21 protein-coding genes are annotated in these 20,067 nt (G+C 38.3%); 4 read left to right on the top strand and 17 right to left on the bottom strand.

Going from position 1 to position 20,067, the window contains the following annotated elements; translation table 11 throughout:
* Nucleotides 1-52 precede the first annotated feature (52 nt).
* The 3 genes from LI164_RS00695 (at nt 53) to LI164_RS00685 (ending at nt 3,760) form a co-directional block, all read left to right on the top strand.
* Nucleotides 53-598 (top strand): Uma2 family endonuclease, encoded by a 546-nt coding sequence (locus tag LI164_RS00695; RefSeq protein ID WP_005332765.1) that lies wholly within the window; start codon nt 53-55, stop codon nt 596-598.
* Nucleotides 599-1,092: 494 nt separating this feature from the next.
* Nucleotides 1,093-2,019, top strand: coding sequence for an Rpn family recombination-promoting nuclease/putative transposase (locus LI164_RS00690; RefSeq protein WP_227086587.1), 927 nt, complete (start codon nt 1,093-1,095; stop codon nt 2,017-2,019).
* 655 nt (nt 2,020-2,674) lie between these two features.
* Nucleotides 2,675-3,760 carry a tyrosine-type recombinase/integrase gene (locus LI164_RS00685; protein ID WP_005332763.1) on the top strand — a complete coding sequence of 362 codons (1,086 nt, stop codon included), beginning with the start codon at nt 2,675-2,677 and terminating at the stop codon, nt 3,758-3,760.
* 193 nt (nt 3,761-3,953) lie between these two features.
* On the opposite strand, the gene LI164_RS00680 is transcribed toward LI164_RS00685, so the two are convergent.
* The 8 genes from LI164_RS00680 to LI164_RS00645 form a co-directional block, all read right to left on the bottom strand.
* Entirely contained in the window at nt 3,954-4,598 is a 645-nt protein-coding gene (locus LI164_RS00680) for an AAA family ATPase (protein ID WP_005332761.1), read from the bottom strand.
* Between the two features lie 64 nt (nt 4,599-4,662).
* Nucleotides 4,663-5,571, bottom strand: a complete 909-nt coding sequence (locus LI164_RS00675) for an RluA family pseudouridine synthase (RefSeq protein ID WP_117494315.1) — start codon at nt 5,569-5,571, stop codon at nt 4,663-4,665.
* The gene (gene lspA / locus LI164_RS00670; protein WP_005332759.1) at nt 5,549-6,058 is read right to left on the bottom strand and encodes a signal peptidase II; all 510 of its coding nucleotides are present in this window, start codon (nt 6,056-6,058) and stop codon (nt 5,549-5,551) included. The genes LI164_RS00675 and lspA overlap by 23 nt, the downstream gene beginning before the upstream one ends.
* A gap of 59 nt (nt 6,059-6,117) precedes the next feature.
* Nucleotides 6,118-6,873 (bottom strand): RNA-binding protein, encoded by a 756-nt coding sequence (locus LI164_RS00665; RefSeq protein ID WP_022278481.1) that lies wholly within the window; start codon nt 6,871-6,873, stop codon nt 6,118-6,120.
* A gap of 38 nt (nt 6,874-6,911) precedes the next feature.
* Nucleotides 6,912-7,460 carry a cell division protein SepF gene (locus LI164_RS00660; RefSeq protein ID WP_227086586.1) on the bottom strand — a complete coding sequence of 183 codons (549 nt, stop codon included), beginning with the start codon at nt 7,458-7,460 and terminating at the stop codon, nt 6,912-6,914.
* A 13-nt stretch (nt 7,461-7,473) separates the two neighbouring features.
* Nucleotides 7,474-8,178, bottom strand: a complete 705-nt coding sequence (locus LI164_RS00655; protein ID WP_227086585.1) for a YggS family pyridoxal phosphate-dependent enzyme — start codon at nt 8,176-8,178, stop codon at nt 7,474-7,476.
* 13 nt (nt 8,179-8,191) lie between these two features.
* The gene (locus LI164_RS00650) at nt 8,192-9,568 is read right to left on the bottom strand and encodes an HlyD family efflux transporter periplasmic adaptor subunit (RefSeq protein WP_117606167.1); all 1,377 of its coding nucleotides are present in this window, start codon (nt 9,566-9,568) and stop codon (nt 8,192-8,194) included.
* A 73-nt stretch (nt 9,569-9,641) separates the two neighbouring features.
* Nucleotides 9,642-10,592, bottom strand: coding sequence for a TIGR01212 family radical SAM protein (locus LI164_RS00645; RefSeq protein ID WP_227086584.1), 951 nt, complete (start codon nt 10,590-10,592; stop codon nt 9,642-9,644).
* A gap of 72 nt (nt 10,593-10,664) precedes the next feature.
* On the opposite strand from LI164_RS00645, the gene LI164_RS00640 reads away from it, so the two are divergent.
* Entirely contained in the window at nt 10,665-10,877 is a 213-nt protein-coding gene (locus LI164_RS00640) for a DUF378 domain-containing protein (protein WP_005332750.1), read from the top strand.
* Between the two features lie 69 nt (nt 10,878-10,946).
* Here the strand turns inward: LI164_RS00640 and LI164_RS00635 are convergent, their stop codons facing one another.
* From LI164_RS00635 to LI164_RS00595, 9 genes are all read right to left on the bottom strand, one after another.
* On the bottom strand, nt 10,947-12,050 hold the full coding sequence (locus LI164_RS00635) for a D-alanyl-D-alanine carboxypeptidase family protein (RefSeq protein ID WP_117612697.1): 1,104 nt from the start codon (nt 12,048-12,050) through the stop codon (nt 10,947-10,949).
* Complete coding sequence (locus tag LI164_RS00630) at nt 12,034-12,429, bottom strand: methylglyoxal synthase (RefSeq protein ID WP_005336385.1); 396 nt, start codon at nt 12,427-12,429, stop codon at nt 12,034-12,036. The genes LI164_RS00635 and LI164_RS00630 overlap by 17 nt, the downstream gene beginning before the upstream one ends.
* 13 nt (nt 12,430-12,442) lie before the next feature.
* Entirely contained in the window at nt 12,443-13,567 is a 1,125-nt protein-coding gene (locus LI164_RS00625) for an FtsW/RodA/SpoVE family cell cycle protein (RefSeq protein WP_118397206.1), read from the bottom strand.
* A complete protein-coding gene (locus tag LI164_RS00620; RefSeq protein WP_117612699.1) occupies nt 13,564-13,776 on the bottom strand; it encodes a cell division topological specificity factor MinE in 213 nt (70 codons plus the stop codon). The genes LI164_RS00625 and LI164_RS00620 overlap by 4 nt, the downstream gene beginning before the upstream one ends.
* Before the next feature lie 15 nt (nt 13,777-13,791).
* Complete coding sequence (gene minD / locus LI164_RS00615; protein WP_005332740.1) at nt 13,792-14,583, bottom strand: septum site-determining protein MinD; 792 nt, start codon at nt 14,581-14,583, stop codon at nt 13,792-13,794.
* Nucleotides 14,584-14,683: 100 nt separating this feature from the next.
* Nucleotides 14,684-17,626, bottom strand: coding sequence for a penicillin-binding transpeptidase domain-containing protein (locus tag LI164_RS00610; RefSeq protein ID WP_227086583.1), 2,943 nt, complete (start codon nt 17,624-17,626; stop codon nt 14,684-14,686).
* The gene (mreD, locus tag LI164_RS00605) at nt 17,619-18,137 is read right to left on the bottom strand and encodes a rod shape-determining protein MreD (RefSeq protein ID WP_173786018.1); all 519 of its coding nucleotides are present in this window, start codon (nt 18,135-18,137) and stop codon (nt 17,619-17,621) included. The genes LI164_RS00610 and mreD overlap by 8 nt, the downstream gene beginning before the upstream one ends.
* A gap of 6 nt (nt 18,138-18,143) precedes the next feature.
* Nucleotides 18,144-19,037 carry a rod shape-determining protein MreC gene (gene mreC / locus LI164_RS00600; protein ID WP_005332737.1) on the bottom strand — a complete coding sequence of 298 codons (894 nt, stop codon included), beginning with the start codon at nt 19,035-19,037 and terminating at the stop codon, nt 18,144-18,146.
* 1 nt (nt 19,038) lies between these two features.
* Nucleotides 19,039-20,061, bottom strand: coding sequence for a rod shape-determining protein (locus tag LI164_RS00595; RefSeq protein WP_005332736.1), 1,023 nt, complete (start codon nt 20,059-20,061; stop codon nt 19,039-19,041).
* Nucleotides 20,062-20,067: the final 6 nt, after the last annotated feature.

Raw genomic sequence — 20,067 nt, 5'->3', positions numbered from 1 at the left:
GTAAATGTTCCAATGTTAATTAGATAATATAAATAAAAGGGAGGTCCTAGTTATGCCATTACCAAAAGAACAACATAAATATACAGTTGATGATATTTTGGCTTTACCAGATGGTCAGCGTGCAGAATTAATAGACGGACAGATTTATGATATGGGAACACCGACAAAAACACATCAAGATATACTTGGATATTTATTTTTTAGTGTACAGAGCCATATCATGAATAATAAAGGTTCTTGTCAGGCAATGTTGGCACCATTTTCCATTTTTTTGAATAACGATGATAGAAATTATGTCGAACCGGATTTGTCTGTAATATGCAATCCATCAATTCTTGACGAAAAAGGCTGCCATGGAGCACCGGATTGGATAATTGAAATTGTATCTCCAAGTAGTGAACGGATGGATTATGTTGTAAAAACATTCAAATATCGGACTGCTGGAGTTCGAGAGTATTGGGTTATAGACAAAACCTTGCAAAAAGTAACAGTTTTTGATTTTGAAAATGACAATATGTTTGAATATGATTTTACACAGAAAATTCCCGTTTTGATTTATGATGGCGAATTGGAAATTGATTTATCCAGATTTATTTAGCTAATAACTTAAAATTAATGAACAAAATAGTAGAATGCCGGGAAGTACTATAAACATTGGGAAAACTGCATTTTGTTCACTGTTTTTAAAAATGAACATTATTCCAAAATGAACATTATTTTTTGCCAGAATTATGTTCATTTTTTTGATTTTTTACATTAAGATATATCAAGAATTTAAAGGGCGAAACCATGTAATATATCTGCAGTATCTGGTACTCCTAAAGCAGGTGTCTCAAATTTAATTATGAGACTCTTTTAGTTGAGATTCCTGAAGCAATACATTGACTAAAATCCGGATACTGGTTAAAATAATAGTAGTAAGTAAATGACATAAGTACAATTATAAGTAAGTCGTTCCAGTCGTATATGCTGGAACATGTAATCAAGTAAAAGAAAATACAGGGGATATCCCTAGATGCGCTTATCAGGGATATTCCGAAAGGGATCATCTCTGTTTATGATAGAAAAATCAAAAAAGGAGATGATGATTCCATGGGAAAAATAGATGCTATTACAAAAGAGTATCTAAAAAGAAACGACATTTTTGCAGATGTCATCAATTATGCCGTGTATGGCGGTGAGCAGGTCGTGCAGCCGGACGAACTGATCGACCAGGATCCGGCGGAACTGACACTTCCATATGGTGATGACGGCAATGTCATTGCAGTGCAGAAATTCCGAGATTTACTGAAAGGCTATATTGCAAAAGAATATCGGGGAAGGATCTATGCGATCCTGGGAGTGGAATCCCAGGCCCATATCCATTATGCAATGCCGGTAAAGGTCATGCTGTATGATATCATGAATTATGCAGCACAGATTTCAGCCATCAGGAAGAAACACCGGAATGACCGGGAGGAAGCAGAGACATCCGAAGAATTCTTATCCGGATTCCATAAGGAGGACCGGTTAGTTCCAGTCATTACGGTCACTATTTACTGGGGTGAAAAAGACTGGGACGGTCCGAGGACCCTGGAAGAGATGATAGCACCTGTAGATAAAAAAATGAGACGGTTCATACCAAAGTATGAATTACCGCTGATCACTCCAAAGGAAATCAAAGATTACAAAATGTTCCATACCGAAATCGGCCGTGTCATGGAAATGATACGTGTTTCTGAGAATGAACAGGTAATGGGGAAACTGATGGAGAGCAACCCGCTGTTCGAAAAAATGAGCAGGGATGCAGCGGTAATATGCAATGAACTATTAGGACTGGAAATAACCATTAAAGACGAGGAGGTCGTAAATATGGCAAAAGCATGGGAAGATCAAAGAGCAGAAGGTCGTGCAGAAGGTCAAAAAGCAATTATACAGAATATGCTTGCCGATCATGTGCCACACGACAAAATTAAGCAATATACGCACGCTACAGATGCAGAAATAGCGGAAGCAGAAGAGGAAATGCTTGTAAAATAGAAGAGAAGCAGTATAAAGATTATGATACGCCTGGAGGAGGAATCCGGGCGTATTTTTTATGTGTCTCAAATTTAATTATGAGACACATATTAAGCTTACTCAATCAGAAAGGGTTACTAACCATCTTACGTATCTGTAGAACACCGGATTAATTAAAAGAGTGTCAAAATTAATTATGACACTCAAGGAGAAAGTTATTTGTATGTGTAATTGATATAAATTGTGTCGGCGCATTTGATAAAATGCTGTACAGCAAAGCCAGATAAAGTATGAAAGAATCAAACCCAAAAACAACTCAAAATTACGAATTACAGACAAGAAAATCCAGAAATACGAGAGCAGAATATATTAAAATATATCAACTTCAAAAGAAGAATTATGTTCATTTTTTTGTTCATTTCACGAAAAAAAATTTTTTGGTTATAGTTTTATTTTTTTTGATTTAGGAGGCTAAAGTTCATTCTAGTGTTATTTATATATATGTTCACATTAGTAAAATCAATCTATACGACAAACACCGATTTTTCCAAAAGATGTAGATATGAAGATGAAGTTATGGTATAATTTACGTAGATTTTTATATGAAATAAAGGATATTCCAATATTTAAAAGATCATATAGACACATAACGTAATTAATACGAGGGGAAAATATTATGGCAGACAAAACAATAACTAAATCATCAACTATGACCAGCGATTATTACAAGCAGACACAGATAGACCAGACACTGAGACTTAGAGAAGTCTTAAAGACTTTGCCGCCATTCGCGAAGGATTATTTCCGGGCTATGGAGCCTAAATCGTCTGCAAAGACGAGAATCAATTATGCATATGATATCCGGGTGTTCTTTCATTTTTTATTAGAAAATAATCCGATTTACAAGAATTATACGATGGATCAGTTCCGGGTTCAGGATCTGGAGCGTATTGAGCCTGTTGATATTGAAGAATATATGGAATATCTGAAGGTTTATAAGCGTGAGGACAACGAAATGATTACCAACGGTGAACGTGGGTTAAAACGTAAAATGTCAGCGCTTAGAAGCTTTTATTCGTATTACTTTAAGCATCAGTACATTGCCACGAATCCGACGCTTTTAGTAGATATGCCAAAGCTTCATGACAAGGCGATTATACGTTTGGATATTGATGAGGTGGCAATGCTTTTGGATTATGTGGAATCTGCAGGTGAACATCTGACTGGACAGGCACTTGCATATTATCAGAAAACAAAGAATCGTGATCTGGCGATTCTTACACTTCTTCTCGGCACTGGAATCCGTGTTTCAGAGTGTGTAGGTTTAAATCTTACAGATGTAGATTTTAAGAATAATGGAATTACGGTTACGCGAAAAGGCGGAAGCCAGATGGTTGTTTATTTTGGTGATGAGGTTGCGGATGCACTTGAGAATTACATTGAAGCTGACAGGAAAGTCATTACTCCCCTCTCCGGCCATGAAGAAGCCTTATTTTTGTCAACGCAAAGAAAGCGTATGGGGGTTCAGGCAATTGAGAATATGGTGAAGAAATATGCCCGTCAGGTAACTCCGAATAAAAAAATCACACCTCATAAGCTTCGTAGTACCTATGGCACGTCGCTATATAAGGAAACAGGTGATATTTATCTTGTGGCAGATGTCCTGGGGCATAAAGATGTTAATACGACCAAAAAACATTATGCAGCTATTGATGAAGACAGACGCCGTATGGCGGCTTCGGCAGTGAAATTAAGAGAATAAATTTTAAAAATTAATATTTTTTTGATTTTTGATATAAGAAAATAGTATTCAAACAAAAAACTAAAGCAGTTGAATAAAAAATAAGAAAGCAGAATCCATTTCTGACTGAGAAAATGTTCCGCTTTCTTATTTTTTATTGTTATATAAGACTGAAGTTAAAAGGTCTCAACTATGATAGCCGGGATTTTTTTATTTAGTATATTTTTTTATTAATTTTCTGATCATCTTTGATTTCAATCAGTTTAAGAATAGCGTCAACAGTACCTTCAATGCCGAGTTTGGAACTATCCAGACAGAACTGATAGCTGTTTGCATCTCCCCAGCGTTTGTTTGTATAATAATTATAATAGCTGCTACGCTGTTTATCTGTCTTACGGATCATATCTTTTGCCTTTGCATCTGTCAGATCAAAATCACGTGCGATACGGCGGATACGGGCATCCATATTTGCATGAATAAATACGCTTAAAAGCTCAGGATTATCTTCTAATGCATAATCTGCACATCTTCCGACAAGAACACAAGGTCCAGCTTTTGCAATCTTTTTTATCGCATCAAATTGTGCAAGAAAAACCTTATGATTTAATGGCATATCCGTATAACTTCCGGATGAATAACCAAAGGAATATGTATCCATTACCAGAGAATACAGAAAGCTGTTTGTTGGTTTTTCATCATGGCTTTCAAAAATCTCCTGGCATATTCCGCTTTCTTTTGCTGCAAGATCCAGCATATCTTTGTCGTAACATTTAATACCTAATTTTTCAGCTAATTTATGACCTATCTCGCATCCTCCACTACCAAATTCACGTCCGATTGTAATAATTGTATTTGTCATATTTATCACGCTCCTTTAAATATATAGACATTATACTATAAATTGCGTGAAATGCATAGAAAATTTAATTTAATTTCTCTAATAAATTCAAAAAATAATCAGGTAAAGGAGCATTTACTTCAATATATTCATTAGTACGTGGGTGGATAAATCCAAGTGTTCTAGCATGCAGGGTCTGCCCTACGAGCTTGGGAAATGGACATTTTTTGGGGCCATATACCTGATCACCGAGAAGTGGGTGTCCAATACTTGCCATGTGTACGCGAATTTGATGTGTACGCCCGGTTTCAAGCTTACATTGGATATAAGTGTAGTCGCCAAAGCGTTTCAGCACTTTGTAATGGGTAATGGCATTTCTTGCATTTTTAGCATGGATGCTCATTTTCTTACGATCTGTTGGATGACGTCCGATAGGTGCATTTACAGTTCCTTCTTCTTCTTTGATATTTCCATGTACAATGGCTTCGTAAATTCGATTAATAGAGTGTTCTTTTAATTGCACAGCAAGGCTCTGGTGAGCCATGTCATTTTTACAGATGATCAGAGAACCGGTTGTATCCATATCGATGCGGTGTACGATTCCGGGACGGGAAGTGCCGTTGATACCGGAGAGCTCATTACCACAATGATACATTAAAGCATTGACCAATGTTCCACTGTAATGCCCAGGGGCAGGATGGACTACCATTTGTTTTGGCTTATTGACGACAATTACATCTTCATCTTCATATAAAATGTCCAGAGGAATGTTTTCAGGCTCGATATCGGGTTCTTTTGCCTCTGGGATACATACTTCTACCCTGTCACCTAAAACAAGCCTGTAATTGGCTTTTACAGGCTTGTTGTTGACTTTAATATATTGTTCTTTAATTAATTTTTGAAGATATGATCTAGATCGTTCCGGCATCTCCTCAGCAAGATAACGGTCAATACGGTCTCCTTCTTCATTTTCAACTGTGAAATATTCTGTCAAGGTCTTCCTCCTTATAATAAAACAACAATAAAAAAGCAAGTATAAATGTTCCGACTGTTACATAGATATCAGCTACATTGAAAACTGGAAAGTCGATCAGTTTAAAATAAAAGAAATCCACGACATATCCTAGTTTTAACCGATCAATAAAATTGCCAATTGCACCAGAGAAAATAAATACGGCACAAATTCGTAATGGCAGTAGTTTTTTTGTCATTGGGACATGCAGATAGAACCAGATAATAAATACTGAAATGATCAGTACAATGATAAAAAAGAAAATCTGTTTATTCTGCAGAATGCCAAATGCTGCTCCGTGATTCTCTAGGTATTCAAACTGAAACACATTTTTGAACAGAATAAAAGGATCCTGTCCTTTTAGATGATCCACAGCTAAAGTTTTTGTGAACTGATCGAACCATACACCAACTAATACAAGTAATATTGCTGAAATATAATGTCTGCCGCGTGATTTTATTGAATCCATAATTTATAAAAGTCCTTTCTGATTCGAAGTTTCAAAAATACTGTCATATTCCGGATATTTTAAATATATTTTCTAAGCGAAATCATGTAACGTCCCTTTTTTGTCTCGGACAGAATTCCTGCATAAGCAATTCGTCCAAGTCCACGGACGGAAATCAAATCGCCTTCATTCAGATGATAGCCGTTATTCGTGATCAGTTTACCGTTTACAAACACTTTTGCAGCTTCGATATATGTGGTCAGCTTACTCCGGGAAAGTGGGTATGCGACCGAAAGCACAGTGTCAAGGCGCACGGAAGGAACTGTTCCTTTCAATTCCTCAAAATGAGGTTCATAGGAAATATCTGAAAGTTCTCTGCGTTCCACGGTGATAGTTGTATGTCTGATCCGTGTGAGATTTTTCATAATATAGTCTGAAATCTCCTCTTTTACAAAAACAATAGCACCATCGTCTGTTTGAATAATATCACCGATCTTGGTACGACTGGTTCCAAGATTCATAATAGCCCCCAGATAATCACGATGTGTCAGATCTTCTGCAAAACGCTTGTTCACCGGACAGATTTTAAGAGCCTGCATTGGGTAACCGTAGTCATAATAAAGAGCATCAGGTAGAAATGCAACCATCTGACGCTCCGCTAACTCATAACCTCCATACGTTTCGAACCTCGCTTTAAACTGATCTTTCGGGGTCCTGTGCAGGATATTCAATTCATTCAAATTCAGAAAATCTGAAAATGTAACAATATCACGGCTGAATGCAAGATTAGATAATTCAATCAGCCGTTTTTCCAATAATTGTTCCTCTTTATTCATAAACACTCACTATTATAAATACTCTGAAAAACTTTTAATTAAAATCTTGTACGCATTGAAGATGTGTCAAGAGAAGTGTTCAGTAAATCCTGTAAATCTCCGGAAATGTCAACATTAGTAGGTGTGACAAGGAAGATGTAATTGGATATCTTCTGAAGATTTCCACTGATTGCATATGTAGCACCAGATGTAAAATCAATGATTCTCTGAGCAACTTCAAGATCCAGTCCTTCCAGATTCAGAATAACAGTACGTCCGCTTAATAATGTTTCTGTGATCTCTCTGGCATCTTCTACAGATGTCGGTTTAATAACACAGACTTCCATGCTTACACCTGTGCGACGTGCTGGCTGACGCATCGGAGTTACTTTATTATTAGAACGGGCCGGACGCTGCTGAGACTTGGCAGGAAGCTCGTAATCGTCTTCGTTGCTTTCATCATGAGTCTTTTCTCTACGGAAGATACTCTTTTTTGGCTTTTCTTCGTATTCATCATCATATTCGTCATCATCAAAGAAGTCATCTTCATCATACTCATCATCATCACTTAACTTCATGATGTCCAAAAACTTATCTAATACTCCCATTTTGTAATATCTCCTATCTTACGTTTGTTTGAGCATAATTACGGGCACCAAAAATGGCTGTTCCCACACGAACCATTGTTGCACCTTCTTCAATTGCAACTTCATAATCATTGGTCATACCCATGGAAAGTATACTCATAGACATATTATGGGCGTTTTTACGCGCTATGTCAACAGATAATTTCCTTAATTCTGCGAAAATTGGTCTGTTTTCTTCTGGATTATCAACAAATGGAGCGCTTGTCATGAGTCCCATAAACTGAATATGTGAAAAATTAGAAGCTTTTTCAACAAAATCATCTAATTCTTCCGGAAGAAATCCGAATTTGCTCTCTTCTCTTCCTACATTTACTTCAATCAGGACTTTTGCAATTACATGTTTCTTAGCTGCTTCTTTTTCAATCGCTTCGGCAAGTCTCAAACTGTCAACAGAATGAATCAAATCCACTTTATCAATGATGTATTTGATCTTGTTGCGCTGAAGATGGCCGATCATATGCCAGTGAATATCAGCAGGAAGTACTTCCGACTTATCCATGATTTCCTGAACTTTATTTTCACCGAAAAGACGGATTCCAAGATCATAAGCTTCCTGGACTATTTCTGCCGGTTTGGTTTTACTGACTGCGATCAGAGTAACTTCTGAGCGGTCACGCCCACTCCTTTCGCATGCAGCCTGAATTTTCTGTTCTACATTTTCCAGATTTTCTTTTAACATTTTTATCAGCTCCTTAATAAACAATATCATTTTCTCTTACATCTTTGCCAACAAGTGCAATATGGTCATAATTAGCCAGACCATAGGAATTTCCAGATTCAACGATATAGTATTCGTCACTTTCACACAGTATATGGATTTGTTTAAATACAGCATATCCTTTATTGATATTATAGACTCCCTGTAAAGATTTTGTTTTCTTAAGCTTGTATGTTTCAGTTGAATCAGGTTTTATTAAAGTTGTATTTTTATCAAATGCATTTGGATCCAGATAAACCATGCCAGTTTCTGTATCTCGATAATAGACATCAACTTTTTTAAACTGGGCATCGTCAGAATCGTTATTGATTAAAACACCAGTTTCTTTACTGTTGCCGCCTTGTGTCAGATAATTTTCCGGTACAAGATAAAAGTCTTTTTTTGTCACAGAGGACTTTGGAATTTTAAGTCCGGATTCATCTTCTAAAATTAATTCAATATCCAGATAACGGTCTTTCGCATAGCGGACCATGGAAGTATGAAAGGTAAGGATACCAAGGTTTGTGTTTTTGGCACTGTATACTTGAAAAGAGGCACGTTCTTTCACCTGATCTTTTGTGAACTGAACCTTTACGCTTTTCGTATCAGCCAGATTTTTAGCTGTTTTATCATCCAGTGGAATGACCAGTGACCAGTCATCATCTTTCACAAGTTTATAGATAGCTTCTCCGGAATTTACCTTTGAATTGTTTTTTATGTTTACGGAATTATAGTTCTTTTTTGAAAGCATATCAGCAGTGACATCACTGACGGTCAGATTCTCATATCCATCTGTAGAATAAAGAATCACACCGTCGGACTGAGCATTGAATACCTGAAGCCCGTCAGTACCTGCCTGTACCATCTCATCTAATTGTGCCTGACGACTTTGATTAGATTTGCTTTCCAGAACAGAGGAAATTTCATCTCTTAAAGAATAAACCTCGTTGAAACTGCTGCCATTGTAATTTTCACTAAAGGACTGGGTCTTTAAATAGATGGAATCTCGTTCTTCGGCAGTCAGTTCCTGCGAATCTGTAGAAACTGTGTCATTAAATTCTAATTGTTTTGGAGAAAGAGAATATACTTTTGTTTTTGCACCAACTTTGCTGGCTTCTGACACAAAATAGTTAATATAACCTGACTGCTCGGCAGTCACGACCTCTTCATTGCGGATTGCCAGTCCGGTATAGGCATTATCTTTTAAAATGCTGCCCTCTCTGACTTCATATGCCGAAATATGCTTACTTGTCAGGTACATAAGAACCGTGACAAGCAGATATATGAATACCACTCCAAAGATGACAATTCCGATATTAATATTCCATTTTTTCCGAAATGCAGTAATGTTTGTAGTATGATTTTCTGCCAACGTCGGCCTCCTTTTAATGATTCAAGATTCTTAGACAAGTCGTAATATTTAGATCTGCAAAGCAGACAAAGTACTATAAATTATCAGAGCCATCTAAAGACCTTAAAGCTGCTCCATGTAAATAATGATACATTTTTCCCTGGTAGCTGTCTGTTTTCTGCATCGTGTTAAGTAGTTCATCTTTTAGTTTCCACCAGCTTGTGCCCCAGTTACAAAAAACGGCATCATTTTCGGGGATACGACTGAAAAGCCGTTCCACGGCAATTTCTGGATTAAGGTATTCCAAAAATGTAATTGCACGTGTGATATAGTCTTCTTTTGAACACAGAGTTATTGTACCATTTTCATAAGCTTCACACAACCTTGTGTTTTTAGCAATATAGAGAGAATGGAGTTTGACTGTGCTGACCTGAAGTGCAGACAGTATCTTTGCAGATTCAATAGCATCAATCAGATCATCACCTGGCAAGTTGAGAATAACATGTGCACAGGTGTCAAAGTGATAATCTCGGATCATCCACATAGCATCAATAAATTCGGCTAATGTATGTCCGCGATGTATATTTCTTAATGTATGGTAATTTACAGTCTGAAGTCCAAGTTCCAAAGTAATCTCTACTTGAAATTCTGAACGGATTTTTTCAAGAATTTCCAAATAATCAGAGCAGATACAGTCCGGTCTGGTCGAAATGGAAATTTCTACAACATCCGGAAAGCTTGCGCCTTCCCGCATATATTTTTCAAATCTGTCAATGGGTAAAAATGTATTCGTGTAGTTTTGAAAATAAGCAATAAATTTATGTGCATGATATTTTTTTTCAATCTTTTCTCGAGTCAGAGTTAATTGTTCTGTCACAGATAATTGATGATCTAAAGCTTCAAATCCTGTTCCCTGTTCCGCACAGAAATCGCAGCCACATGCTCCGTTTAAACGGTTTGGGCAGGTAACAGGAAGATTGACAGGAAGTTTATAAACCTTTTCATGATATTTATTTTTTAAATAATCTGAATAAGTGTAATACATAAATATGGTCCTTTTGCATAAATCCTTGAACTTTGTACATAATATAGGTAGTACAAAAAAGGAGGAATCTATATGAAATGGTTTGACAATACAGCTCTTACAATTGTAATTATCGGGGCTGTCAATTGGTTGCTCGTTGGGATATTCCGGTTTGATCTGGTAGCTTTCTTATTTGGAAATCTGTCCTGGTTATCCAGGATTATCTATACAATCGTAGGTATCTGTGGACTTTACCTGATCAGCTTGTACGGTCGCATGAAAGATATGACAGATGTCTGCTCATAAAGCAGGCTAAGAACAAACCAAGGGGTATCCCTATGAGGATGCCCCTTTTGATATACTTTTTTAGTACAACTAAATTTTACTGAGCATAGATGTCATATCCTGATAAAGAAGAGGCTTTGATCCGGCTCCCATAATAATGGAAATGTAAGGATTTCCAGAACTGTCCTTTGTAAGAAGAATCAGGCAGTTTCCGGCTCCTTTTGTTGTACCGGTCTTGCCGCCGATGATTGTCACATTATCAGGAGGAGTTGCTTCTCCTTTTGCATAATAGTTGGTAGGCTCCCATTTCACATCTCGCTTTGTTCCATCTGCGCCGGTAATATGTGCAGTATAAGAACTGCTGTTAATGATCTTTACAAATTCATCATGTTTGATACATTCATTAAAAATCAGATAGAGATCATAAGCAGTCGTATAATGGTTATCGTCATGAAGACCACTTGGATTCACAAAATGACTGTTTGTTGCCATGAGTTTTTTTGCTTCAGCATTCATCATCTCTGCAAACTTTTCTGTACTGCCTGCAATGTGGTCAGCAATGGCAACGGCATTGTCGTTGCCGGAATATAAAAGCAGACCGTTCAACAGATCTTCCAGTGTGAGCTGATCTCCTGCTTTGATGCCACATGTCTGTTCATCTGCTGCAAATTTACCAGAATCAGCTTCATCAGCCACTGTGACCGTATCAGATAAATTTCCATTCTCCAAAGCAACCAGGGCGGTCAGAATCTTCGTTGTGCTTGCAGGATAGATTTTCTTATGAATATTATAAGCACAATCTGTTTCGGCGTTATTCACGTCAAAAAGCCCTACTGCATGTACGGACTCCGGTTCAAAGCCAAGTGGATTGCCAGCAGCAGAAGCATTTTCGGAAACTGAGTCAGAACCAGTATCGGAAGATTTAACAGATAACGGAATGTCTTCAGATGCTGTACACAGATTTTCGGCAAATAGCTGCCCCCGATACAAAGTTTTTGTATAATTGGAAGTTTCATATTCCTGTACTAGAGCTTCTGTTTTGTTGCTGTCTTTATAGATATTGACAGCTGCAATACACTGTATCATAAGAATAACAGACAGGCATGCGACCCATCTGTTTCTTATTTGTTTTTTTCTTTTATTACGTTTATTTCTTGCTCTTCTGCTTTTGGAAGAGTTATCTGTACATTTCACGCCAGTCTAAATCTCCTCTGTCAATTGCTAAAATAATCAGTTCAGCGGTTGCAAGATTCGTTGCCATTGGGATATTATAAGTATCGCAAAGGCGGAATAAATCATTGACCTCCGGCTCATGAGGTTTTGGGTTCATAGGTTCTCTTAAAAAAATTAATGCATCAATATCATTCTGAGCAATCTGAGCTCCGAGCTGTTCCTTTCCACCAAGTGGACCAGCCAGATATTTGTGAACATTCAGATTCGTTACCTCTTCGATGAGTCTTCCAGTTGTACCGGTAGCATAAAGTTCGTGTTTACTCAGAATTCCACGGTAAGCAATACAGAAATTCTGCATCAGTGTTTTCTTTGAATCATGAGCGACAAGACCTATATTCATTGCGTTCACTCCTTTATTGATATTTTTTTTGTTGCAGTCCGACATTTAAGACAAATCCAATACCGATATATAAACTTACAAGTGATGTCAGGCCATAACTGATAAATGGCAGCGGTACTCCGGTATTCGGAAGCATATTCGTTGCTACACTTATATTAATAAAACTTTGAAATCCAATCAGACCTCCAACGCCACTACATATGATCTTTCCAGCGAGATCCCGCGATCGCATTCCAATCAATATACATTGTATCACAACAAGCAGTAATAACGCAATAATAATACAACATCCAACAAACCCAAGTTCCTCGCCAATAATGGCGAAGATAAAATCCGTCTGTGGCTCTGAGATATAGTTACCATTTTTTACAGAGGTAGTAGTATTGTTATTCAGACCTTTTCCGGTAAGCTGACCAGATCCGATTGCCATCTCAGAGTTATTCTGCTGATATGCTTCATCACTGGCATACTTTTCAGGCTCCAGGAAAGCAAGAATACGCTTTTGCTGATAGTCTTTCAAAAATGGCTGGTTTGGCTGGACGGCGATACTTAAAAAGATAATAGCCACTGGAACTAATATAAGAAGTACAGTTCCGATAAATTTGTAACTCAGTCCTCCAACATAGATCAACAGGCAGATGACAAGTGCAGTGCAGATTGTAGTAGAAAGGTTCGGCTCTACCAGAATTAAAGCAAGTGGAATTCCGGCAAGCACTGCATATTTAATCAATGTGACTGCATCGTTAATATCATCTTTGTGATCCATAAGAAATCTTGCAAAAAACAAAATTAAAAGAATTTTTGCAAGCTCTGATGGCTGAAAAGTTGTAAATCCCAAGTCAATCCAACGCTTTGCGCCGTTGGCTGTGTGTCCGAAGACAAGTACAGATAACAAACTTAATATTGCGACTGCATATATAATCCAGTAAAAATTAAGAATCCATATATAATCGATCAAAGATACAATCATCATAAGAATGAATCCTACACAGACACCAAAAATCTGCTTGTTCTGAACAGATGCCTTCGCACTGCCTACAACCATAATGCCAATTACGGATAATGCAAATACAAGCAGAACAAGGCTGAACTTGTAATCTCTGAGTTTATAAGGTTTTGTTAATCTTGGTAATCTCACGTTTCTTCTCCTACATATGAAATGAAAATATGTGTTCTGTATATTTCAACATGAAAGTTATCTTCTGTAAGTTCCAGATATTTGGATAATGTCTGGAATAAATCTCTGGAAATGTTCTCATATTCTATCGGAGAACAGCTTATGCGGTCTGACACGATCAGCAGTTTCAATCTGCTTTTCGCAACAGACACAGAAGATTTTTTTAACATGCTGTATGTACCCTCCTATTTTTTATGAAAGACACCGGACAGTTTTGAAAATAGTCCTTGATGTCCGGAAAGATTCAAGAAAGGTACTTCAAGGCCGAGAATACGCTTGCATATATTTGTATAGGCTTTTCCGGCCAGGGAATCCAGGCTGATGACCGGTTCCCCCTGATTCGTGGCAACAACAACCTGCTCGTCATCTGGAATGGCTCCAATCAGTGGAATGGAGAGAATTTCAGTCACATCATCAATGGACATCATATCCCCTCGTCTTACCATATCCATTCGGATGCGATTAACGATCAGCGAACTATTGCGAATCTGATTTTTTTCCAACAGTCCAATGATGCGGTCAGCATCACGGATTGCGGAAACCTCCGGTGTTGTGACAACAAGAGCACGATCAGCTCCGGCTATTGCATTTTGGAATCCCTGTTCGATTCCGGCCGGACAGTCTAAAAGTACATAATCAAATTCCTCTTTCAATTCTGAAGCCAGCTTTTTCATCTGTTCCGGTGAAATTGCTGATTTATCTTTTGTCTGGGCAGATGGAAGCAGATAGAGATTTTCATATCTGCGATCCCGGATTGCTGCCTGTTTCAATCGACAGGTTCCTTCAATCACATCGACCAGATTATAGACGATCTGATTTTCCAGTCCCATAACTACGTCAAGGTTGCGAAGACCAAGATCGGTATCAATGACAATGACTTTCTTTCCTAACCAAGAGAGTCCCGCACCAATATTTGCTGTTGTAGTGGTCTTACCTACACCGCCTTTTCCTGATGTAATAACAATTACTTCGCCCATGAATAACTTCCTCCTGTCAATGGCTTTGTTTCATGCTTTTAAATTTTCTTTTCGCTATGTGTTTCATGAACCATTTTGTCTTTTGAAGGGCAAGCTGCTCCTAGCCTTCATTTGAAGCATTTGAATCAATGCTTGAAGCTGTTCCGGTTATCAATTCATTTTCCGGAGTGAGCTGGTAATAATATTTCATAACGTCTCTGGCTACTTCTGCTGCATAAGTAGAACTATAACCATTGGCGATACGAGTTGCAAAAGCAACTTCCGGTGAATCGCTTGGCGCAAATCCTATGAAAAGCGCATGGTCCGGATGCGTTTTACTCTGCTGAGCTGTTCCGGTTTTACCGGATAACTGGAATCCGCTCCTGTTAATATCCGAAAATGTACTACTGTGAGATACAAGTACTACATTACGCATTCCTTCATGTACAGCATCCCATGTGCTTGCAGAAATATCTGACAGAGTATTATCGATTTTTGGCTGTGATTCTTCAATGACATTGCCTTTGACATCAGTGGTCTTGTTCAGGAGTGTCAGATCAAAAAGTGTTCCTTTATTTGCAATCGTAGTAACATAGCGAGCAAGCTGACTTGTCGTGTAGTTGTTGGTACCCTGTCCAATTGCAGATGGTACAGAAGAATCATCGGAAATTTGTGGATCAGCCTCTGGAATTTCCATTCCGGAAGTGGTTCCAAGTCCAAACATCTGAGCATATTTTGAAAGCTTCTGGAGTCCAAGCTCACTGGAATAGTAAGCATTCGTTGCATCACCCTGATTATTATCCTGGCTGATAGAATTGATTCCGTTGTCTTTCAGACTTAATCTGTAACCGACTTCATAAAAGAAACTGTTACAAGAGTTTTCAATTGCACCCGACACATCCAGACTGCCATGTGCGTTTGGGTAAATCCAGCATTTTGGATTTGGTTCAATCTTTTCATAAATACCATGGCACGGAAGATGGGAATCGGTACTGATAACACCTTCGGTAAGTCCGGCTATGGCAGACAAAGGTTTGTAAGTAGATCCCGGTGCGGTCTTTTCCTGTGTCGCATTATTGTAGAATGGACGGGAACTTGCTGTTACAAGCTGATTGTAATAAGTTGAGTCCATATTGTTTGCAAGTCGGTTATTGTCATATCCCGGATAAGATACACATGCCAGAACCTGACCTGTGGAAGTATCTGTCATGACAAAAGAACCTGTACATGGTTCCAGACCGAGCTGTCCAGGTGTAATCTCCAGTGTCTGGATCTTTCCACGCATAAAGTCATAAGCTGTTGTTGCGCCACTTGCGAGTGCATTATATTGAGATTCATCATAATTAAGTATGTTCTGCTCGTAGAGAATCATACAAAGTTCACGACCAGTAATGGATCCGGCTTTGATCATGTATTTGTAGATCAGCTTGTCAAAACTGTTATCGGATTTTAAATGTTCATTTAAGTATGAAATAATTGCCTGGAAAGTTTCCGAGGAATCCGAATATTTACCACCATTGCTTGTATAATTTTGAAGCTTTGAGGTATCAATCCAGTTCTGAGAAACAGCATAGTTTAAAAATGTGTAAACATTGATGGTCTCATCTGTTTTCCATGCTTTATAGGTTTCATCATTTTTGTTGATGACACTGGAATTTAAAATGCCGGTATTATTTGTCAATATATCTGTAACAATATAACTCAGATATGCCTGCATTTCCTTAGAATCATCTTTGTATGCAGCTGCATTAGGATCTGCAAGTGTACTGGAAAGACTTGCCAGAACCTGCTCTTTGTATCCGGAAAATGTATTATAAACTTCTTGTTCGGTTGATTTTGCATCATTCTCACTGAAATGAGTCATATTTACAACATCATTAGCAATGAGTGCGTTATAAACATCGCCAATTGGAATCATAACGTCACTTCCGTCACTGACAGAATTCCGATCAAAATCCAAAGTGTTCTGGATCTTGGAAAGAAGAATTCCGGCAAGCTCCTGTTCCAGAATATTATAGGCTGCTTTTTGAAGATTAGCATCCAAAGACAGATACACATCATTGCCAGCTTTTGGTTCTGTAGACTGAACGGTGTCCAGAACTTTACCAACGTTATTTACATATAACTTCACTTCACCCTTTTTTCCGCGAAGTGTGGAATCCAGGACTTTTTCAAGTCCGGATTTTCCGACCGTATCCGTTTTGGAATAAGTTTCCTGATCCTCTTTACTAAGTGCATCATATTCGTCTGTTGAAATCTGTCCGGTATAGCCAATTACATTTGCAAAACATTTACTGTCTGTATATCGGCGTAAGGATTCTTCTTCAATGTTAACGCCCTGTAGAGAATCACTGTTTTCCATAATATCAGCCACAGTCTGATCACTGACATCGGATGCAATCGTAGTAGAGATATATTTCTGATAACTGTTCAGAGACATTGCATAACGTACATTGACCAGTTTCAAAATCATAGTCTTGTCCAGTTTTTTCTCGTTGATACCATAACCGTAAGTTTTATCGGTACATAAGTAATGCATGATGTCGGCAGCAGACTGGGACTTTTGCTTGTCCGATAATTCATCAATGGTTTTTTTGCCATATACATCTGCGATGAAACGCAGGCGCTGGGTATCACTTTCTGCTACAAAAGAGTATTCACTATTGGCATCCAGAATAATACCAAAATCATTGATGACGGAATCATCATTACTTTCTACAATGTTAATAACTTTCGTTACGATTTGATTTAAAGCTTTATTTTTTTCGGATTTTTTATCATAGTCTCCATTATCCTGAATGGTAACAGAATAGGCCAGTTCATTGTAGGCAAGCAGAACACCGTTGCGGTCATAAATATTGCCGCGGGTTCCTTCGACCTCTTTTGTTTTCTGAATCTGAAGTTCATATTTGTCGGTATAGTTCTGTCCTTTCACAATCTGCAGATAAAATACTCGTTGAAGTAATACTGCTGACAAGACGCAGAACACGATAATTGCAATAAATGTTCTTGATTTTACGATTTCACTTACGCCGGATTTGACCCGGTTCCACAAATTATACAAATCGGCTTGCACTCCTTTGCTCTTCTGCTTCTAGTTTTTTGTTAATGTGTAAGATGATCTGATATACGATCAAAGTTGCTAAAATAGTGTATACAAGTTCTGGCAGGATGATATGAATCAGATAGGTTCCGAAACTAAAGTCACCTTTCAGGATATATCCGCAAAAGCAGATAACGCCACCGTAGATTAGTTCACTGCCACTGATAAGTACTAAAGGCAGTTTGATATCTTCATCATAAAACAAACGTTCAAACGTTCCGTTTAAATATCCAATCACAGTATATAAAAGTATATAAAATCCAATTGTGTTTCCCCAGAAAACGTCTGTCAAAAGTCCACAGATCACACCAACAGCCATACCTTCTTTACGTCCTCGCATAAATCCGAAAGATGCTGTTACGATTATAAAAAGATTTGGCTGCACGCCGGCAAAAGCCAGTGATGGGAAAATGGTACTTTGCAAGAGAAAACACAGGATAATAATTGCCAGTGTTATGAGCTTTCGTTTCATAGATCACTACTCTCCCTTTGCTGTGTCGGAAGCAGACTCATCGTCTGCCCCGTTCGTCATATCTTCTTTTGTCTTTGTGAGAACAAGGACTTCCTGAATTTTGCTAAAATCTACCGCAGGTGTGATATAACCGGAACGAGTCAGGTTATTGGAATCCACATTGATCTCACTGATATATCCGATAAAGAGACCTTGAACAAAGCGGTCACTTACATAGGAAGTAACAACCTGTTCACCGACCTTTATGTCATTGTCATTATTAGCCAGCTTTTCAAAACGAAGACGTCCATCGTCCATTAATTTCAAATCTCCACGCACGATGCAGGTATCTGAAGTAGAGAGGATCATAGCACTTACGTTGCTGGAATTGTCAATGATTGAACGTACTCTCGCATAGTGGGGACCAACTTCTGTGACAAGTCCTACCAGCCCGCTCCCGGCCAGTACGTTACAGTTCACTTTGATGCCGTCTGCACTTCCTTTGTCTATAGTAAAATCACTGAACCAGTTCGTTCCGTTGTTCGCAATGACATGTGCACCGATTTTTTCGTAATCAGAGTAGTTCTGATCCAGTTTGTACAGATCGCGCAGACGTTCTAATTCGTATTCGTCCTGGCGAAGTCTTGTATTATCAATAGTCAGTTCATCTACTTTGGACTGCAAAGTTTCATTTTGCTTTTTCATATCCTGAAGTGTCTCAAAGTTATCAGAAAGATCACTTAACCATCTTCCAACATAGCTGATACCTTTCTGCATTGGAACAACTGTATAATCACCGATAAATCGAAGCGGCCCCCCGCCGTCTGTCACCTGATCGATTCCCAAAAGAATCACACAGATGACTGCAATGATTGCCAACCAGTATTTACTTGGAATTGAGGATTGGTTTTTTATCTTCATATTATCTCATCCACCTATAACTTTCGTCTAACATTGAGTATGCTAATTTACTGAGATCCTTGGAAAGCATGATTTTCTTTAACCCATTAACTGCACAAATGCCCGGTTTTTCAGCAACAGTTGTGTGGATTTTAGTCATACTTTCTACATAAGCATCCAGACCGCTCATATTCGCAATTCCACCAGTCAGATAAATCCCATTCTGGTAAATAGCTTTCCGGATCTCCGGCGGTGTACGGTCCAACATAGAGCGGACGGCTTTCATACATTCCAGAAGAGTATCTTTAAATGCGGCTCTTACAAGTGTGATGGAAATGGTCTTTCGCATAGGGAGTCCGGTGATCAAATCCCTTCCTGCTACAGAGAAAGCGGTCTCAGAATCGCCGTTAAAAACATCGAACTGCTGTCTTAATATTTCTGCCGTTCTACTTCCAATCAAAAAATCATGACTGTTCCGTACAAGATTCACAATTTCCTGATCCAGTGTTGTACCGCCAAGTTTTAACAGGCGGTTAAAGACGATACCACCTTCGGTGAGGACGGATAATTCGGTTGTCTCACCACCGAAATTAATAATCATAACACCCGTTGTATTTTGGACATCAATACCAAGACCGACTGCATCGGCAATGGAACGTTCTACGATATTAACTTCTCGTGCCTTTGCATTTGAGTGGATCACAAGGTCAAAAAAGGCTTTTTTCTGTACCTCAGTTACATCAGTTGGTACCGCAATCACATATTCTGCACCCCGGCTGAAATGTCGGTTCTTTTTTAGAATATTCTGAAGCAGGTTCTGCATATCATTGAAACGGGAAATAACGCCGTCACGCATTGGAAATGCAACTTCAATATCCGGTGGAGTCTTTTCATACATCTGATAAGCATCTTCACCGATTGCAATAATTTCTTTTTTATCCTGAACTGCAAGCACATTCTTTTCTTTCCAGATGGTATCTTGCTTTTTGTCATAGACTTTGATTTCGTAGGATCCCAGATCCAGTCCATAGGTGTTCCTTGCCATATGATT

Origin of the sequence: Dorea sp. 210702-DFI.3.125 (genome assembly GCF_020560945.1) — a bacterium.
Taxonomy (GTDB): domain Bacteria; phylum Bacillota; class Clostridia; order Lachnospirales; family Lachnospiraceae; genus Dorea; species Dorea formicigenerans.
Note: the sequence above shows the minus strand (reverse complement) of the source record. Positions and strands in the feature narration are given on the sequence as shown.

What these genes read in the sequence shown, in the direction of transcription:
- LI164_RS00680 (WP_005332761.1), bottom strand. Translation starts at nt 4,598, where the DNA reads ATGACAAATACAATTATTACAATCGGACGTGAATTTGGTAGTGGAGGA.
- mreD (WP_173786018.1), bottom strand. Translation starts at nt 18,137, where the DNA reads ATGAAACGAAAGCTCATAACACTGGCAATTATTATCCTGTGTTTTCTC.
- LI164_RS00685 (WP_005332763.1), top strand. Translation starts at nt 2,675, where the DNA reads ATGGCAGACAAAACAATAACTAAATCATCAACTATGACCAGCGATTAT.
- LI164_RS00595 (WP_005332736.1), bottom strand. Translation starts at nt 20,061, where the DNA reads ATGGCAAGGAACACCTATGGACTGGATCTGGGATCCTACGAAATCAAA.
- LI164_RS00655 (WP_227086585.1), bottom strand. Translation starts at nt 8,178, where the DNA reads ATGTTAAAAGAAAATCTGGAAAATGTAGAACAGAAAATTCAGGCTGCA.
- mreC (WP_005332737.1), bottom strand. Translation starts at nt 19,037, where the DNA reads ATGAAGATAAAAAACCAATCCTCAATTCCAAGTAAATACTGGTTGGCA.
- minD (WP_005332740.1), bottom strand. Translation starts at nt 14,583, where the DNA reads ATGGGCGAAGTAATTGTTATTACATCAGGAAAAGGCGGTGTAGGTAAG.
- LI164_RS00665 (WP_022278481.1), bottom strand. Translation starts at nt 6,873, where the DNA reads ATGAATAAAGAGGAACAATTATTGGAAAAACGGCTGATTGAATTATCT.
- LI164_RS00695 (WP_005332765.1), top strand. Translation starts at nt 53, where the DNA reads ATGCCATTACCAAAAGAACAACATAAATATACAGTTGATGATATTTTG.
- LI164_RS00640 (WP_005332750.1), top strand. Translation starts at nt 10,665, where the DNA reads ATGAAATGGTTTGACAATACAGCTCTTACAATTGTAATTATCGGGGCT.
- LI164_RS00645 (WP_227086584.1), bottom strand. Translation starts at nt 10,592, where the DNA reads ATGTATTACACTTATTCAGATTATTTAAAAAATAAATATCATGAAAAG.
- LI164_RS00620 (WP_117612699.1), bottom strand. Translation starts at nt 13,776, where the DNA reads ATGTTAAAAAAATCTTCTGTGTCTGTTGCGAAAAGCAGATTGAAACTG.
- LI164_RS00630 (WP_005336385.1), bottom strand. Translation starts at nt 12,429, where the DNA reads ATGAATATAGGTCTTGTCGCTCATGATTCAAAGAAAACACTGATGCAG.
- lspA (WP_005332759.1), bottom strand. Translation starts at nt 6,058, where the DNA reads ATGGATTCAATAAAATCACGCGGCAGACATTATATTTCAGCAATATTA.
- LI164_RS00690 (WP_227086587.1), top strand. Translation starts at nt 1,093, where the DNA reads ATGGGAAAAATAGATGCTATTACAAAAGAGTATCTAAAAAGAAACGAC.
- LI164_RS00660 (WP_227086586.1), bottom strand. Translation starts at nt 7,460, where the DNA reads ATGGGAGTATTAGATAAGTTTTTGGACATCATGAAGTTAAGTGATGAT.